The organism is Paraburkholderia fungorum, from assembly GCF_900099835.1.
In the GTDB taxonomy this organism is placed as follows: domain Bacteria; phylum Pseudomonadota; class Gammaproteobacteria; order Burkholderiales; family Burkholderiaceae; genus Paraburkholderia; species Paraburkholderia fungorum_A.
Genome location: NZ_FNKP01000002.1, coordinates 82,733 through 96,949 on the forward strand (window position 1 = coordinate 82,733; position 14,217 = coordinate 96,949).

General features: G+C 62.9%; 17 protein-coding genes. 5 read left to right on the forward strand and 12 right to left on the reverse strand.

Features of this window, described 5'->3' with window-relative positions:
- Nucleotides 1–106: 106 nt before the first annotated feature.
- Nucleotides 107–706, forward strand: a complete 600-nt coding sequence (locus tag BLS41_RS16560; protein WP_074766726.1) for a hypothetical protein — start codon at nucleotides 107–109, stop codon at nucleotides 704–706.
- 308 nt (nucleotides 707–1,014) lie between these two features.
- On the opposite strand, the gene BLS41_RS16565 is transcribed toward BLS41_RS16560, so the two are convergent.
- Complete coding sequence (locus tag BLS41_RS16565; protein WP_074766728.1) at nucleotides 1,015–1,866, reverse strand: LysR family transcriptional regulator; 852 nt, start codon at nucleotides 1,864–1,866, stop codon at nucleotides 1,015–1,017.
- A gap of 99 nt (nucleotides 1,867–1,965) precedes the next feature.
- Here BLS41_RS16565 and BLS41_RS16570 point away from each other — a divergent pair, with 99 nt between their 5' ends.
- Nucleotides 1,966–2,349 carry a tautomerase family protein gene (locus BLS41_RS16570; RefSeq protein WP_074766730.1) on the forward strand — a complete coding sequence of 128 codons (384 nt, stop codon included), beginning with the start codon at nucleotides 1,966–1,968 and terminating at the stop codon, nucleotides 2,347–2,349.
- Between the two features lie 125 nt (nucleotides 2,350–2,474).
- Here BLS41_RS16570 and BLS41_RS16575 read toward each other — a convergent pair whose 3' ends face one another.
- Nucleotides 2,475–2,600, reverse strand: a complete 126-nt coding sequence (locus tag BLS41_RS16575; protein WP_436972003.1) for a hypothetical protein — start codon at nucleotides 2,598–2,600, stop codon at nucleotides 2,475–2,477.
- Nucleotides 2,601–2,871: 271 nt separating this feature from the next.
- Between BLS41_RS16575 and BLS41_RS16580 the strand changes: the two genes are divergently transcribed.
- A complete protein-coding gene (locus BLS41_RS16580) occupies nucleotides 2,872–3,708 on the forward strand; it encodes a TOBE domain-containing protein (RefSeq protein WP_074766732.1) in 837 nt (278 codons plus the stop codon).
- A gap of 20 nt (nucleotides 3,709–3,728) precedes the next feature.
- On the opposite strand, the gene BLS41_RS16585 is transcribed toward BLS41_RS16580, so the two are convergent.
- The 4 genes from BLS41_RS16585 to BLS41_RS16600 all read right to left on the reverse strand — a co-directional run bounded on the left by BLS41_RS16585 (nucleotide 3,729) and on the right by BLS41_RS16600 (nucleotide 6,789).
- The gene (locus BLS41_RS16585; protein WP_074766734.1) at nucleotides 3,729–4,430 is read right to left on the reverse strand and encodes a sulfate/molybdate ABC transporter ATP-binding protein; all 702 of its coding nucleotides are present in this window, start codon (nucleotides 4,428–4,430) and stop codon (nucleotides 3,729–3,731) included.
- Nucleotide 4,431: 1 nt separating this feature from the next.
- Nucleotides 4,432–5,106, reverse strand: a complete 675-nt coding sequence (modB, locus tag BLS41_RS16590; protein WP_074766736.1) for a molybdate ABC transporter permease subunit — start codon at nucleotides 5,104–5,106, stop codon at nucleotides 4,432–4,434.
- A 25-nt stretch (nucleotides 5,107–5,131) separates the two neighbouring features.
- Nucleotides 5,132–5,905, reverse strand: a complete 774-nt coding sequence (gene modA, locus BLS41_RS16595) for a molybdate ABC transporter substrate-binding protein (RefSeq protein ID WP_074766738.1) — start codon at nucleotides 5,903–5,905, stop codon at nucleotides 5,132–5,134.
- A 182-nt stretch (nucleotides 5,906–6,087) separates the two neighbouring features.
- Nucleotides 6,088–6,789, reverse strand: coding sequence for a phosphatase PAP2 family protein (locus BLS41_RS16600; protein WP_074766740.1), 702 nt, complete (start codon nucleotides 6,787–6,789; stop codon nucleotides 6,088–6,090).
- Nucleotides 6,790–7,181: 392 nt separating this feature from the next.
- Between BLS41_RS16600 and BLS41_RS16605 the strand changes: the two genes are divergently transcribed.
- Together BLS41_RS16605 and BLS41_RS16610 are read left to right on the forward strand one after the other, a co-directional pair.
- Nucleotides 7,182–8,378 (forward strand): extracellular catalytic domain type 1 short-chain-length polyhydroxyalkanoate depolymerase, encoded by a 1,197-nt coding sequence (locus tag BLS41_RS16605; protein ID WP_074766742.1) that lies wholly within the window; start codon nucleotides 7,182–7,184, stop codon nucleotides 8,376–8,378.
- A gap of 108 nt (nucleotides 8,379–8,486) precedes the next feature.
- Nucleotides 8,487–8,663 (forward strand): DUF3563 family protein, encoded by a 177-nt coding sequence (locus BLS41_RS16610; protein WP_074766744.1) that lies wholly within the window; start codon nucleotides 8,487–8,489, stop codon nucleotides 8,661–8,663.
- Between the two features lie 116 nt (nucleotides 8,664–8,779).
- Here BLS41_RS16610 and BLS41_RS16615 read toward each other — a convergent pair whose 3' ends face one another.
- The 6 genes from BLS41_RS16615 to BLS41_RS16640 all read right to left on the reverse strand — a co-directional run bounded on the left by BLS41_RS16615 (nucleotide 8,780) and on the right by BLS41_RS16640 (nucleotide 14,014).
- Complete coding sequence (locus BLS41_RS16615) at nucleotides 8,780–9,238, reverse strand: TspO/MBR family protein (protein ID WP_074766746.1); 459 nt, start codon at nucleotides 9,236–9,238, stop codon at nucleotides 8,780–8,782.
- A 48-nt stretch (nucleotides 9,239–9,286) separates the two neighbouring features.
- Nucleotides 9,287–10,786: a cryptochrome/photolyase family protein gene (locus tag BLS41_RS16620; RefSeq protein WP_074766748.1), complete on the reverse strand. Its 1,500-nt coding sequence runs from the start codon at nucleotides 10,784–10,786 to the stop codon at nucleotides 9,287–9,289.
- A 209-nt stretch (nucleotides 10,787–10,995) separates the two neighbouring features.
- Nucleotides 10,996–11,415 carry an organic hydroperoxide resistance protein gene (locus BLS41_RS16625; protein ID WP_074766750.1) on the reverse strand — a complete coding sequence of 140 codons (420 nt, stop codon included), beginning with the start codon at nucleotides 11,413–11,415 and terminating at the stop codon, nucleotides 10,996–10,998.
- Nucleotides 11,416–11,585: 170 nt separating this feature from the next.
- A complete protein-coding gene (locus BLS41_RS16630) occupies nucleotides 11,586–12,050 on the reverse strand; it encodes a MarR family winged helix-turn-helix transcriptional regulator (protein WP_074766752.1) in 465 nt (154 codons plus the stop codon).
- A 171-nt stretch (nucleotides 12,051–12,221) separates the two neighbouring features.
- Complete coding sequence (locus BLS41_RS16635) at nucleotides 12,222–13,028, reverse strand: BPSS1780 family membrane protein (RefSeq protein WP_074766754.1); 807 nt, start codon at nucleotides 13,026–13,028, stop codon at nucleotides 12,222–12,224.
- Entirely contained in the window at nucleotides 13,019–14,014 is a 996-nt protein-coding gene (locus tag BLS41_RS16640; protein ID WP_074766756.1) for a homoserine kinase, read from the reverse strand. The genes BLS41_RS16635 and BLS41_RS16640 overlap by 10 nt, the downstream gene beginning before the upstream one ends.
- Between the last annotated feature and the right edge of the window lie 203 nt (nucleotides 14,015–14,217).

A 14,217-nucleotide genomic window follows, 5' to 3' on the forward strand; every position in this document is an offset into this window, starting at 1 on the left:
TTGGTCCTAATTTGTACTTATTGAAGATGTTAGTCCATATATAGATTAATGCAAGAGAATATAATCCTGGCTCGTTAAGTAGTCGAAAGATCAGGAGAAGCAGGTGATGTGGTTTCGAGCAGTAGCAGCGGCGCTGGCCGTTTGGGGTGTATCCGGCGCGGCAATGGCTGCGGGGTACACGGAAGTGTGGAATCCGCCGGAAGCCAGCGGGCATGCGGCGCCGAAGAGCGCGAAGAAGAAGCCGGCGGCGGTTAAGGCCAAAGCTGGCGCGAGTCGCAAGGGGGCCGGGCATGCGCCTCGGAAGGCGGCGCGCGGTGCATCGGTAAAGACGCACATCGGCGAGAAAACAGCGGCGCGCGGCAACCTGAAGACAGTCGCGGCCAAGGGGACGAAGGGCGGCGTCAAGCCGGCGGCCGTCAGTGCAGGCAAGGCCCGGCCGAAAACCGCCGTAGTCGCGCAAAGCAAAAAGCCACACGCGCAACTTGTTCACGCTAAAGCGGGGCAGGGCAAGGTCGTTCGCGCTGATCTGACGCATCCGGTTCGTCCGCATGCCGTTAGCGTGGCGGCGAAAAGCGCCGCTGCGAAACCGGTGGTGTCGCATTCGGCTTTGCCGGTTGCGTCCGCTAACTTCAACAGCGGTTCAGCGGATGCATCGACGAATCCGGCCACCGCGAGCAGCGGTTCGTTGCCGCCGATCATTCATTGATTGAGGTTCATGCGCGGGCGACGGGGTGACACCCGTGCGGCGCATGTAAAGCCGTCTGACCTGACATCTGCGATTCGAGCCCCGGCCATAAGGCGCTACAGTTAACGGCGCCTTCCTTGCAGCCGGGCGTTGCTTCAGATTCCGGCAGATTGACGTGGCCTGATGGCGCGGACCGCCATCGCTTCGGGTTCACTTTGGCGGCATCACTGCGCGTCGAACACAAGCCGCGCCATTTCTCCATCCCGCTTTTTTTAAGGTTGAATCTGGCCTGCTCGCCAGATCGGCCCGGCCTCCGCTCGGTCGCCCCGTTACTGCGACGCCAGCCCATTCGCCACCAGCCTCAGCGTCTCCACCGACTGCCGGTCGCGCACCCGCGAATGCAGCGTCACGCGAGACTCCGGCAGCGTCGGCAAACCCAGCCGCGCGCCGACATCGACCAGCCCGCGCGGCGCCACCCGACGCGCCAGCGGCGACACCGCCAAACCCGCCGCCACCGCCGCGCCAACGGCAGCCACCCCGCCGCCGACGAACACCTCCTGCCACGCCACCCCGTTTTCGGTGAGCGTGCGCAGCGCGATATCGCGGACGTTGCACGGCGGGCTCAACAACGCCAGCGGCAACGGCTCGCCGACCCGCGGCAACCAGGCAGCCGCCGCCAGCCAGACGAGCGGCTCGCTGAACAACACTTGCGTATCGTCACGCGGCGGTTCGTCGACGCCATAACGGACGATCACCGCATCGAGCCGGCGCTCGTCGAATTGCGCGAGCAGCGTGGACGACGAACCCAGATGCAACTCCACCACCAGCCGCGGATCGTGCGCATTGAGCCTGCCGAGCAACTGCGGCAGATCCGGTCCCGCGACGTGCTCGCTCAACCCCAGCGCGAGCCGCCGACGCTCCACCGACAGCGCCCCCAACGCGCGCTCATGCGCATTCAGCAGATCGCGCGCCGCGCCGAGAAACGCGTTTCCATCGACGGAAAGCCGGACCACGCGCGGCGTGCGCTCCAGCAATTGCTTGCCCAGATGGGCTTCCAGCCGCTTCAGCTTCAGGCTCACGGCTGATTGCGTGGTGTCGAGCGCGTCGGCGGCGCGCGTGAAACTGCGCAGATCGGCGACCAGCACGAAGGCCCGAACTGCATCGAGATCGAGAACTTTCATTTCATTTGAATATGGATGAAATAGCCAATGATGTCTGTTTATTATGGCTGAGCGAGCCTAAGCTGTGTTCACCCACCCAGCAAACAAAGGAGTTTCATCATGCCGCTTAGCCGAATTTCACTACGCGCAGGCAAGTCCGCCGAATACCGGAAGCAGTTGACCGAGGGCATCCAGCGCTCGCTGGTCGACATTTTCAACGTGCCGAAAGACGACGTCTTCATGCTGATCACCGAGCATGACGCCGCCAATCTGATCTATGACAGGCAGTATCTGAATATCGAGCGAAGCGACGATTTCGTCGCGATCCAGCTGACGGTGACGAATTCGCGCACGCTCGAGCAGAAGAAGGCGCTGTACAAGCGGATCGTCGACGAACTGGCGGAGTCGCCGGGCGTGCGGCGAGAGGATGTTTTCATCAGCCTCGTCGAGGTCGCGAAGGAGAACTGGTCGTTCGGCAATGGGATCGCGCAGTACGCGGTTTGAGCGTGACGGCCCTATAGAAAAGCCAGTCGCTGGGCCGATCGATCGCCAATGCAATGTCAATCGACCCAGCCGGCAATCAGGCGATCGCATCGCTCACTCCGTCGTCGGCCCGCAGCGCCGCGCGCTTAGTCGCCGAGGCCTGCGGCGAGCGTACGTACGCCACCATCATTCGCGGCCTCTTCAGTGATTGCCGCCCGCTGGATGATCGAACTGCTGCGATGCTCGCGCACGAATTCGGTGGTGGTAGCCACAACATGGGACACGTGTGGGACATGCCGGAAAATGCAAAGCGCGGAGTGCCCGCAAGACGTTCTCCGCGCTCACGGCGTGCGGAGCTTGCGAAGCGTCGAGCAGAAGGTATTCCATCGATCCTCTAGCGGTCGGCGGTCGGCGGTCAGCGGTCAGCGGTCGGCGCAGATTCCAACACGCATTCGCGTGAGACTGCGTCGTTATAATGATTCACCGTCCTTTACCCGACGCTCTTCTGCCCGTCCCCTCCAGCCTCGCTCCACGTTTCCAGCCATGACATCCGACCGCATCGACCCTTCCCGCGAATCACTCGAACTCAGCGGCTCCGTCTGGTTTCAGTCCGGCGGACATACGCTCGGCGGCGCGTCGCGAATTGCGCTGCTGGCTGCGATAGGCGAGACCGGCTCGATCACGAGCGCGGCGAAAGCGGTCGGCATGAGCTACAAGGGCGCGTGGGATGCCGTCGATACCATGAACAACCTCGCGGGCGAGCCGCTTGTCGTGCGTCTGACCGGCGGCAAAGGCGGTGGCGGCACCACGCTGACACCGCGCGCGATCAAGCTTATCGACACGTTTCGCGCGGTCGAGCGCGAGCATCGGCGTTTTCTCGAACGGGCGGGCGCGGCGATCGAGGGCTTCGAAACGGATTGGGATCTGATTGGCCGCATCGGCGTGAAGACGAGTGCGCGCAATCAGTTCTACGGCACGGTGTCGTCGATCACGCGCGGCACGGTCAACGACGAAGTCGTGCTCACACTCCCCGGCGGCCATACGATCGTCTCCGTGCTCACGCACGAAAGCACCGAGACGTTGGGCCTCGCTGAAGGCGTGGCGGCGTTTGCGCTGATCAAGGCGTCGTGGGTCGTGCTGTTCGTCGACGGCGAAAACGGCGCACCGCTCAAGCTATCGGCGCGCAATCAGTTGCGCGGCACGGTGTTGAGCGTGAAGCGCGGCGCGGTGAATGCCGAGGTGTCATTGGGACTGGAAGGCGGCGCGGTCGTGACGGCGGTCGTCACCAACGAGAGCGCCGAAACGCTCGGTCTCGTGGAAGGCGGTAGCGCGGTTGCCGTGTTCAAGGCGTCGAGCGTGATACTCGGCGTGAAAGACTAGGCGTCCCGTGAAGACGCGCTTTATGACCCACTGCGCGCATAACCCGTGAACGTCGGATTCTCGCGCACACAACCATCGCTGACCTGCACCACCTGATCGCCGAATGCGGCGACATCGTCGGGATCGTGCGTGATGAGCACCATCGGTATATCGAGCCGCGTTTGCAGATCCAGCAACTCGCGCCGCATCCGCTGACGCAACGCGCTATCGAGTGCGGAAAAGGGCTCGTCCAGCAACAGCAGGCGCGGTTGCGCAACCAGCGCCCGCGCCAACGCCACGCGCTGCTTCTGTCCACCCGAAAGCTGCGCCGGATGGTTGCCCGCTACGCTCCGCAATTCCAGCGCGTCGAGCCAGTAATCGACCTGCGGATGCGCCCGCCGCGCACCCGGATTCAACCAGCCCTGCTGCAAACCAAAGCCAATGTTCTGCCGCACGTTCAGATGCGGAAATAGCGCGTAGTCCTGAAACAGAAACGCGATCTTGCGAGCTTGCGGTTTCAGATCGATGCCTCGCGCGCTGTCGAACAACGCATTGCCGTGCAGCGTGATCGCGCCTTCGTCGGGGCGCAGCAGGCCGGCAATCGCCTGCAAGGTCAGACTCTTGCCCGCGCCGGACGGCCCGAACAGCACGACGCGCTGCGAGCTCGCGCGGAACGACACGTCGAGCAGGAAATGCCGCTCGGCGCTCACGAAGGTCTTGCGGATATCGACGGCGAGCAGCATGTCAGCGCGAGGTCAGAAGCGTGTGCTGCGGCACCAGCCGGCCCGCGAGCAACAGGATCACGACGCACGTCACCGAGGTTACGAGCACGAGGAAATTGGCGGTGCTGTCGTCGCCGGCCTGCACGGCGGCGTAGACCGCGACGGAGAGCGTTTGCGTGCGTCCAGGCAGGTTGCCCGCGATCATCAGCGTCGCGCCGAATTCGCCGAGCGCGCGGGCAAAGGCCAGCAGACCGCCCGCGAGAATGCCGCGCGAAGCCAGCGGCAAGGTCACGCGAAAAAACACTGCAGTCTCGCTGACGCCGAGTGTGCGCGCGGCGCGTTCGAGTTGCGGATCGACGGCTTCGAATGCGGCGCGCGCCGACTTCAATACGAGCGGAAAAGCCACCACGGTCGATGCGATCACCGCGCCCTGCCAGGTGAATACCAGCTGGATATCGAATCGGTCGAGCCATGCGCCGATCACGCCGCGCCGTCCGAGCAGCACGAGCAGGTAGTAGCCGAGCACGGTGGGCGGCATGACGAGCGGCAGCGTCAGCAGCGAATCGACCAGATCGCGCGCGCCGGAGCGCCAGCGCGACAAACCGAAACCCGCCGCGACGCCGAACACCAGGTTGAGCGCGGTGGCCCAGCCCGCTACTTTCAGCGACAGGAGCAGCGGAATCCAGGCGTGTTCCATGGGCGGCTTTTTATCGCGAGCGGAATCAGTGCGCGGGCTTGAAGCCGTACTTCGCGAGCACCGCCTGGCCGGCCGGCGACAGTACGAAGTCCGTGAAGGCCTGGGCGTCGGCCGCGTGGCGGCTGCCTTCGACCTGCGCGATCGGATAGGTGATCGGCGTTTGCGTCGGCACGTTCAGCGCGACCTTGACCTTGTCGGGCATGATCGCGGCGTCGGTGCCGAACACGAAACCGGCGTCGACTTCGCCGCGCGCCACGTAGTCGAGGCTTTGTCTCACATTCGACGCCAGCACCGCTTTGGCCGACACCGCGTCCCACACGCCCGCCGCCTGCAACGCGCCCTGGGTATAGCGGCCGACCGGCACCGAAGCCGGATCGCCGAACGCCACGCGTTTTACCGTCGCGGCGGTCAGATCGTTCAGCGCGGCGGGTGCGAAACGGCTGTCGGCTGGCACGATCAACACCAGCGAGTTGGCCGCGAAGTCGCGGCGCGTGGCAGGCACGATCACTTTTTCGGCGGCGGCTTTGTCCATCGCTTTCTGATCCGCGGATGCAAACACGTCGGCGGGCGCGCCCTTGACGATTTGCTGCATCAACACGTCGGACGCGCCGAAGTTCAGCAGCACCTTGGTGCCCGGACGCTGCTGCTCGAAGGCGTCGCTGACTGCCTTGAACGCGTTGGTCAGGCTCGCGGCGGCGGAGACCACCAGCTCGTCGGCGCGCGCCTGCACACTGACGACCACGGAGAGCATGCTGGCGATAAACAGCGCATTTTTCAGAAGGCGGCGGGACAGGGTCATGATGGCCTGAAGTCCGGCGAGGAACCGGAACGATGGGTTAAACCGCTATCGTAATATATGAAAGGATATAACGGACACCATGACAATTATTCGGCCACGAGCATGAAGCGGCCTGTGAAGCGGCTTGTGAAGTGGCCGGTGAAGCGACTTGTGACGCGACTTGTGAAACGGCGGGGAAATGCTCAGGCGTCGGACGACGAATGCGGCGCGAGCGTATTGAGCGTTTGCGACAACGGCGCGATGGACGGACGCACATCGCGCACCGCCTTCCACTTTGCGCGGATATACGGCCGGTCACGGCCGGACACTTTCAGCGCGATGTCGGTGACCCAGCGCTGGGTCGGCACATGCACGCCGTGCATCAATACCGCGAGGACCAGCATGCTGACGGTCACAGGCAGCACCGACAGACGCCCCGGCTCCGCATTCCACGCCATGCGCACGAACAGCAGCGCGGCGAGTGCGCCGACCAGACATCCGGTAACGGCTTCGGACGGCGAATGCGCGCTCAGCACGACGCGCGACAAACCGACCGCGATACCTGCCGCGAGCCCGGCCAGAACACCGATTAGCCGGATCGCGGGACGCGCCGGCAGAAGCAGCAGGAACAGGGACACGGGATAAACGGCGGTAGACAGCATGGCATGACCGCTGACGCCGGTGAAATCCAGCTCCTTCACGCCGACCCCCCAGCCGAGGAACGCCAGCTTGGTCACCGTTACCACGCCGATTGCCGCGCCGAGCAGCACCAGCCAGCCGGCGGCCATGCGCCACGAGTAGCCGACCGCCAGCCAGATCGCGATGGCGAACGCGAGCGGCAGCGTCATGCCGGCGCCGCCGAGGCTGGTGATGGCGTACCACAGATGGACTGGTAAATCGGGCATGGCAGGTTAGCGGCTCAGGCCGCGCGGAATCGGGTTGGCAAAATTCGCAAAAAAGTCGGGCTGATAAAGATTCAACGCGCGAGCGGTGCAAATCGCCGACGCGGGAAAAATCTGCGAAACACGTTGATTAAGCGTCAGTATAGACGGGTGTTGCAGCGCGGTCTTGCCATGCGCGGCGCATTTTGGCCTTCGCTCGTGGGCTGCCGAACAGGTGACGCAGCGGTTTGACGCCAGGCTCGCGCCAAGGTTCGCCGATCAGAAATTTCGACGGCCAATGAGTGCGCCAGCCTCCAGCATGGCCCGAAGAATGATGTTATTGTGCATTGCACAAGATATGTCGTTCGGGGTTTTTATCGTGCGGCACCTGTCCCTTTTTGCGAGGTTTTCCGCCGATGGCAAAAAGTCTATCGAAAATCTGGCTGCGCGGTCTTAAGCGGCTGCTCGCCATTCAAACCGAGCACGCTCAGAAGACCACCAAGCGCACTACGGCACGCCCGGCGCGGGCTGCCACGCCCAAGCCGTCCGCCAAGGCGCGTCCGCTGAAGCCCGCTGCCACGGTTCGCGCATCCGCCAAGCGCGAAGCGCCACGCCCGGCGGCGCGCGAGTCGCGGGTTCGTCCGCGCGCGTCCGCGTGGGCGAGCGGTTCGTGGACGCGCTCGTTCCACTCGGCGCCTGCCGCGCCGGGGCGGCTCGTCAATCATCTGCAATACGGTTTGTATGTTCCTTCGGGACATGCGCTCGAGTCCATGCCGCTGCTCGTGATGCTGCACGGCTGCACTCAGTCAATCGACGAATTCGCCGAGGGCACGCGCATGAACGTCCTCGCTGACCGCTTTGGCTTTGCCGTGGTGTATCCCGAGCAATCGAAGCATGTGCACTCGCACCGCTGCTGGCACTGGTATGACGCCGGCGACAGCGCGGGTGGGGCGGAGGCGCGCGCGGTGGTGTCGCTAGTGGATGCGCTGGTCGCGCAGCACGGTTTTGACCCCGAGCGCGTTTATGTGGCGGGCATTTCCGCTGGTGCGGGTTTGACGGCGTTGCTGGCGGTCAACTATCCGGGGCATTTCGCCGCAGTGGCGCTGCATTCCGGCCCTGCGTTCGGCGAGGCACGTTCGGGCATTACCGCCATGGACGTGATGCGCCGCGGCGCGCGCCGCGATCCGGCTCAACTGGTCGACGAAGTGACTAATGTGGCCCGTTATCCCGGCATGCCGGCGATCGTGATCCACGGCGATTTCGATCATGTGGTCGCGCCGGTTAACGCAGACCAACTGGGCGAGCAGTTTCTCCGCCTGAACCGCATGGTCGACGCAAACGGTGCGCGTAAATCCGGCGAAGTTCGCGAGGAGCGCAAAGGCGGCGTAGTAATGCGCGATTACGTTCGCAGCGGCCGGCGTGTCGTGCGGGTTTGCCGGGTGCAAGGTCTGGCGCACGCGTGGAGCGGGGGTGACGAGGCCGTGCCGTTCCATTCCGCCAAAGGCCCGGATGCGAGCGCCATGATCTGGGAATTTTTCAAGCATCAACGTCGCACGGGCGCGGGCCAGATCGCGGAAACCGCCGCCACGACGGGCTCTTCAGCCGATCGGTGAGTTTTGAGCAACACTTCGAAAATGAGCAGTGGCGCAACACTAGGGTTTTCCCTATAATACGGGTTATCCCCTAGGCGTTAACGCCTAAACTCATTGCCGAGGTAGACCATGTACCTGCTTAGCCGCCTTTTCCTGTTTCTGACCAAATCGCCCGACCAACTCGCGAAAGAACGCGCGGACGCATTCCTCGCCGAAGCTACGGACCTGTACGACCTGGAATTCCGTATGCGCAAGCTGGACCGTGAAGCGAATGTCCGCCAGCCGTCGTGGATGAGCCAGCACTAAGCTCGAGTCTTTGCGAAGTACAAAGCATCGGTGGGTCGTGAGACGCCGGTGTTCGGGGTAGGTCAATCTCCCCACGCTGTTTTCGACCGCTCAGTCGAAGTCGAACTGACGCAGGCTCACACAGCCGGATTCAATTGCCACAACGCGTGATTCAAAACCGCGGCGAACGCCACCCAGGCGACGTAAGGCACCAGTAGTCCGCCTGCCCAGCGGTCCCGTCGCCAGAACGCGAAAGTTAGCGCGACGATCAGAACCAGCAGAATTACGATGTCGGCCAATGCGGCCCCTGCTTGATGCAGACCGAAGAAGAGCCACATCCACGCTGCGTTGAACAGCAACTGAACCACCCATAAAACGATCGCCGCACTCAGGCCGTCGCGTTTCCACACGCGCCACGCGGAAATCGCCATCAGCACGTACAGTACCGTCCATGCTGGCGGGAACACCCAGTTCGGTGGATTAAACGCGGGCTTTTGCAGTCCTGCGTACCATGCGTCGGGCAGAAAACGGCTCGCTACCAAGGCAGCGGCCAGCGTCAACAGAAGAAATACCAGCAGCGACGGCAAACGGCGCATGCTTCACCTCCTTCAAGCGTCATCCATCAATTCGATGTAAGCGGGTACTCACTTGCCGAAACGGGCCAGTGTGCGCGCGCGAGCTTCCGCATGGTCGACAATCGGCTCGGGATAATCCTTGCCCAGCACGACCCCGAATTCCGCGAGGCGCTCCCGACCTGCCAGCCACGGCGCGTGAATCCACTTGGCCGGGACTTTTTCCAGCTGCGGCAGATAGCGCTTGATAAAACGACCTTCGGCGTCGAATTTTTCCGATTGCGTGATGGGATTGAAGATCCGGAAATACGGCTGCGCGTCGCATCCCGTGGATGCCGCCCATTGCCAGCCGCCGTTATTCGCCGAAAAGTCAAAATCGTTCAGCAGGTCGGCGAAATAGCGCTCGCCGAGCCGCCAGTCCACGCCCAGATCCTTGACCAGAAAACTCGCCGTCACCATGCGCAAGCGATTGTGCATGTAGCCGGTGCGGTTCAGTTGCAGCATCGCCGCGTCGATCAGCGGGTAGCCGGTGCGGCCGTCGCACCAGGCGGAAAACGCTTCGTCGGCTTCGGAGCCGCGTTCCCAGCGCAGCCGGTCATATTCCTCCTTGAACGACGCCCCGCTCGCCAGCCGCGGATGATGCGACAGGATCATGAAGTAGAAGTCCCGCCAGATCAGCTCCGACAGCCACGTGGCCGAGCCCTTGCCGTCGGGTTGCAACGACATCTCGTGCGCGATTCGCGCGAGCGTGCGGATCGATACGGTGCCGAAGCGCAAATGCATCGACAGATAGCTGGGGCCTTTGGCGGCGGGAAAATCGCGCCGATCCGCATAACTGTCGATGCGGCTCATGAAGTCGTCGAGCAGACTTTGCGCGCCGCTCATGCCCGTGGGCAGCTTCAGTTCCGCGAGGTTGCTCGGTGCGAAGCCGAGTTGCTTGAGCGTCGGCAACTCGCGATGCAGCTTTTTTGGCACCGCAGCCAGATGTTTCGCGTACTTTTCGACGGGATACGGCTTCAGATCGAAAGCCGTCAGCTGTTTGAGCCACGCATTCTTGTACGGGGTGAACACGGTGAACGGCTTGTTCTGGCCGGTCAGCACCTCGTCGCGCTCGAAAATCACCTGATCCTTGAAGGTCAGCCACTGTCGGCCGGCTTCGGTGAGTTGCTCGCCCACCTTTTCGTCGCGCTCGATCGCGACCGGCTCGTAATCGTGATTCGTGAACACCGCGTCGACGCCGAGTTCGGCGGCGAGCTTCGGAATCAGATCGGACGGATCGCCGTACAGCACGATCAGGCCGCCGCCTTTCGCGCGCAGCGCGTCGTCCAGTTCGCCGAGTGCGGCGAGAATGATCTCGATCCGCCGATCCTGCACCTGCTCATCGGGGTGACGGGCCTGCCAGGTTTCCAGCAGCGGTTGCAGGATCGTCGTATCGAACACGAATGCGCACCAGACGCGCTCGCAGTGCTTGAGCGCGTAGTAGAGCGCGGCGTTGTCCGTGTGACGCAGGTCGCGGCGGAACCAGACCAGACCGGTGTCGAAGGAGTCGTTCAGGCGTCGGGCGCGTGTCATTTAGGCGTGGGTCGAAGGTGAAAGGGCGCTCATGCAAAGGCCGGGGCGTCGGTATATGACCGGCGTTGCAGATTACATGCCGCGTCCGCAAAACGGAACAGCGCCCGCCCCAATGGTGAAAGGGCGGGCGCTGTTCATGGTGACGCGGTTGTGCCGCGCCGCCGTTTGCAACTCATTGCAGACTTTTCGGCATGCGCCGACGCCGCAGCTTACGCGACTTGCAGACGAACTTCGACGTTGTTGCGCGTGGCGTTCGAGTACGGGCAGACCTGATGCGCTGCGTCGACCAGTTCCTTGGCGGCGTCGGCGGCCAGGCCCGGCAGCGACACGCGTAGATCGATGTCGAGCGCGAAGCCGCCCTTGTCGTTCGGACCGATGCCAACCTCTGCTGTCACTTGTGTGTCGGCGGGCAAAGTCTGCTTGCGCTGGCCGGCGATGAATTTCATTGCGCTCAGGAAACACGCCGAGTAGCCGGCGGCGAAAAGCTGTTCCGGGTTAGTGCCCGCAGCGCCCGTGCCGCCCAGTTCGCGCGGTGCGGCCAATTTCACGTCCAGTGCATTGTCCGACGACACAGCACGGCCGTCACGGCCACCGGTACTCGTTGCAGTTGCTTTGTAGAGGATGTTCATGGTGCTGCTCCTTAATCTGGATTGTCAGGATTTGCATGCTTGCCGCCATTGAGGCCGCCGTTCTGGCGGAGCGCTATCGAAGCGGCATGTCGCTAAGATAGTGTACAAATCATTTGTGTGCAAATGATTTTTTAGATGGATGTGATAGCCGCTGGTTTGCAAGCTGTCCGTCAGTCGTCCGGGTGATCCATGTAATCGTTGAGCGTGGCGCGCAGGCGGGTCAGATCGTCCCGCAGGCGCAGCAGGAATTCCGGCGACTGCTGGGTCGCGCAGAAGATTTCCGCGGGCACTTCACGCGCCTGGCGTTTGAGAGCCGAGCCGGCTTTAGTGAGGCGGATATAGACCAGGCGCTCGTCGTCGACACCGCGTACGCGCTCCAGCAGTCCCTGTGCTTCCAGGCGTTTGAGCAGCGGCGTGACGGTGGCCGAGTCGAGATTCAGGCGTGCCGCCATGTCCTTGACGGTGACGTCGTCGGTTTCCCACAGCACCAGCATGGTCAGATATTGGGGATACGTGAGTCCCAATTTCTCGAGCAAGGGCTTGTACGCCTTCGTCATCGCGAGCGAGGTCGAGTAGAGGGCGAAGCAGAGTTGCTCGTCGAGCGTGAAGGGCAGGGTGACGGGGCGCTGGGTCATGATGCATCTCGTATGAAAGAGCGTGCAAATGGATTGCGCGCAAACTATTGTGCCGCAAATCGGCGTGGGTTGACGAGCGTGCAGCGAGGGGGACGGGAGATGGGATGTGGCTGAGGTTGCCACGGGAGACGGAAAGACGGACGCCAGACCGGCGTCCGCCACAGGTAATGCTTAAGCCGCCGGGGTGGTCGGCAGATCCGGCGTTTCGGGCGTCTGGACGCCGAAGCAGCCGCGATACGTTGCGTAAAACGAGCAGTACAGCATCGTCGTGACGATCATCGTCGCGGGCATCAGGATCGCGAACGCGAAGTCGCCCGCGCCGAGCGCCTGCAGCAGCGTGGACAAACCGAGCGACACAATCATCGCCACCGCAAACCACAACGCGCCGAACACGATGAACGCGCCGCGATTACGCCAGCAACTGACGATGCTGAAGAACATCGCCTTGACCGGCGGCACGTCGTGCCAAGCGGTGAGAATCGGCGAAAACCAGAAAATCATCGCCACCGGGATATAAAAAGCGAAGGCCGTGATGACCGCCAGCGAAATGTTGCTGTTGGCAATCGTGTCCTGATCCATCGTCGCGCCGCCGAGCATCACCTTGAGCAGCATGCCGCCGTCGGCGAGCGCCGATCCGGCCAGCACCAGGCCCATCGCGACGACATACGCCACTCCGAGCACCAGCAGGCGTTTCGCGACCACCGGGCCGTATGAGTGAAAGCCGTCCACCAGAATGGTCGGGAACACCGGTTTGCCCGCGATCGTATTGCGGCACGCCGCCATGAAGCCGACCGCGACGCCCGGAATGAACGCCAGCGGCAATACGCCACCGACCACCGGAATCTGCGCGACCAGCGTCATCACCAGCAGGTAGGTGAAAAACAGTGTTAGAAACGCGAGCGGGTTCTTGCGGAACAGCCAGATACCCTGGCGGAACCACACATAGCCGGTTTTCGCCGGGACTTCGATCAGTTGCATGGAGTGTGGGTGCCTGGATGTGGAACGCCGGCAAGGCGTTCGCGCAGAATGCGCTCGAAATGGCCCGGATCGTGCGGTTTGAGCAACTCGGCCGCACGCGGCAGGTGAAAGTCATACAGGCGCGAAACCCAGAAGCGGTACGCGCCTGCTCGCAGCATATCGCCCCAGTGGCGGTTTTCTTCGGCGGTGAACGGGCGCACGGTCTGGTACGCGCGCAGCATCGCTTCGGTGCGCGACTCGTCGAGCTTGCCGGTGGCGAGGTCGACGCACCAGTCGTTGACCGTCACCGCGACATCGAACAGCCACTTGTCGCAGCCCGCGAAATAGAAGTCGAAGAAGCCGCCCAGGCGTACTTCGTGGCCCGTTTCCGGCGCGGCATGCGCGAACATTGCGTTGTCGCGGAACAGGTCGGCGTGGCAAGGGCCTGCGGGCAATGCGGCGTAGTCGGCGGAGGCGAAAAAGGCTTCCTGATGCGCCAGTTCGGACGACAGCAACTCGCGTTGCGCGCCTTCCAGAAACGGCAAGACGGTCGGCACGGTTTCGCGCCACCACGGCAGGCTGCGCAAATTCGGCTGATAACCGGTGTAATCGCGCCCGGCGAGGTGCATGCGCGCCAGCATCTGTCCGACTTCAATGCAGTGCTCGACGCCCGGCGTCATTTCCGGCGCGCCTTCGAGCTTGGTGACGATCGCGGCGGGCTTGCCGAGCAGCATGCCGAACAGCGCGCCGTCTTCGCGCGGCATCGGATCGGGCACCGGCACGCGATGCGCGGCCAGATGACGCATCAGATCGAGGTAGAAGGGCAGTTGTTCAGCCGTCAGCTTTTCGAAAATCGTCAGGACGTATTCGCCGCGCGTCGTCGTCAGAAAGAAGTTGCTGTTTTCAATACCGGATGAGATGCCGCGAAACTCGACGACATCGCCGAGATCGTAGTGACGCATCCATTCTGCTAGTTGGGATTCGTTGACAGCGGTGAAGACAGCCATGCGGGGAACGTCGGATCAGGTTGGTCGGGCTGGCGCGGTGCGGCCAGTGCGATTTACGGCAAATTCGGTGGCAAACAACTTCTGGCAGATGCCGCTAACCGGTACGGTAGGCAAATGCAGCGGTGATACGTGGGCGGCGCCTCGGCGACATTCCGGCAATATGGCGAGGAAAACGCTGTCGAGCGGACGCCCGATTACGGTGC

Coding starts and splice junctions, on each gene's coding strand:
- BLS41_RS16630 (WP_074766752.1), bottom strand. CDS start 12,050: ATGACCCAGCGCCCCGTCACCCTGCCCTTCACGCTCGACGAGCAACTC.
- BLS41_RS16635 (WP_074766754.1), bottom strand. CDS start 13,028: ATGCAACTGATCGAAGTCCCGGCGAAAACCGGCTATGTGTGGTTCCGC.
- BLS41_RS16585 (WP_074766734.1), bottom strand. CDS start 4,430: ATGCTGCTCGCCGTCGATATCCGCAAGACCTTCGTGAGCGCCGAGCGG.
- BLS41_RS16610 (WP_074766744.1), top strand. CDS start 8,487: ATGTACCTGCTTAGCCGCCTTTTCCTGTTTCTGACCAAATCGCCCGAC.
- modA (WP_074766738.1), bottom strand. CDS start 5,905: ATGACCCTGTCCCGCCGCCTTCTGAAAAATGCGCTGTTTATCGCCAGC.
- BLS41_RS16640 (WP_074766756.1), bottom strand. CDS start 14,014: ATGGCTGTCTTCACCGCTGTCAACGAATCCCAACTAGCAGAATGGATG.
- BLS41_RS16560 (WP_074766726.1), top strand. CDS start 107: ATGTGGTTTCGAGCAGTAGCAGCGGCGCTGGCCGTTTGGGGTGTATCC.
- BLS41_RS16565 (WP_074766728.1), bottom strand. CDS start 1,866: ATGAAAGTTCTCGATCTCGATGCAGTTCGGGCCTTCGTGCTGGTCGCC.
- BLS41_RS16615 (WP_074766746.1), bottom strand. CDS start 9,238: ATGCGCCGTTTGCCGTCGCTGCTGGTATTTCTTCTGTTGACGCTGGCC.
- BLS41_RS16580 (WP_074766732.1), top strand. CDS start 2,872: ATGACATCCGACCGCATCGACCCTTCCCGCGAATCACTCGAACTCAGC.
- BLS41_RS16600 (WP_074766740.1), bottom strand. CDS start 6,789: ATGCCCGATTTACCAGTCCATCTGTGGTACGCCATCACCAGCCTCGGC.
- BLS41_RS16605 (WP_074766742.1), top strand. CDS start 7,182: ATGGCAAAAAGTCTATCGAAAATCTGGCTGCGCGGTCTTAAGCGGCTG.
- BLS41_RS16625 (WP_074766750.1), bottom strand. CDS start 11,415: ATGAACATCCTCTACAAAGCAACTGCAACGAGTACCGGTGGCCGTGAC.
- BLS41_RS16570 (WP_074766730.1), top strand. CDS start 1,966: ATGCCGCTTAGCCGAATTTCACTACGCGCAGGCAAGTCCGCCGAATAC.
- modB (WP_074766736.1), bottom strand. CDS start 5,106: ATGGAACACGCCTGGATTCCGCTGCTCCTGTCGCTGAAAGTAGCGGGC.
- BLS41_RS16620 (WP_074766748.1), bottom strand. CDS start 10,786: ATGACACGCGCCCGACGCCTGAACGACTCCTTCGACACCGGTCTGGTC.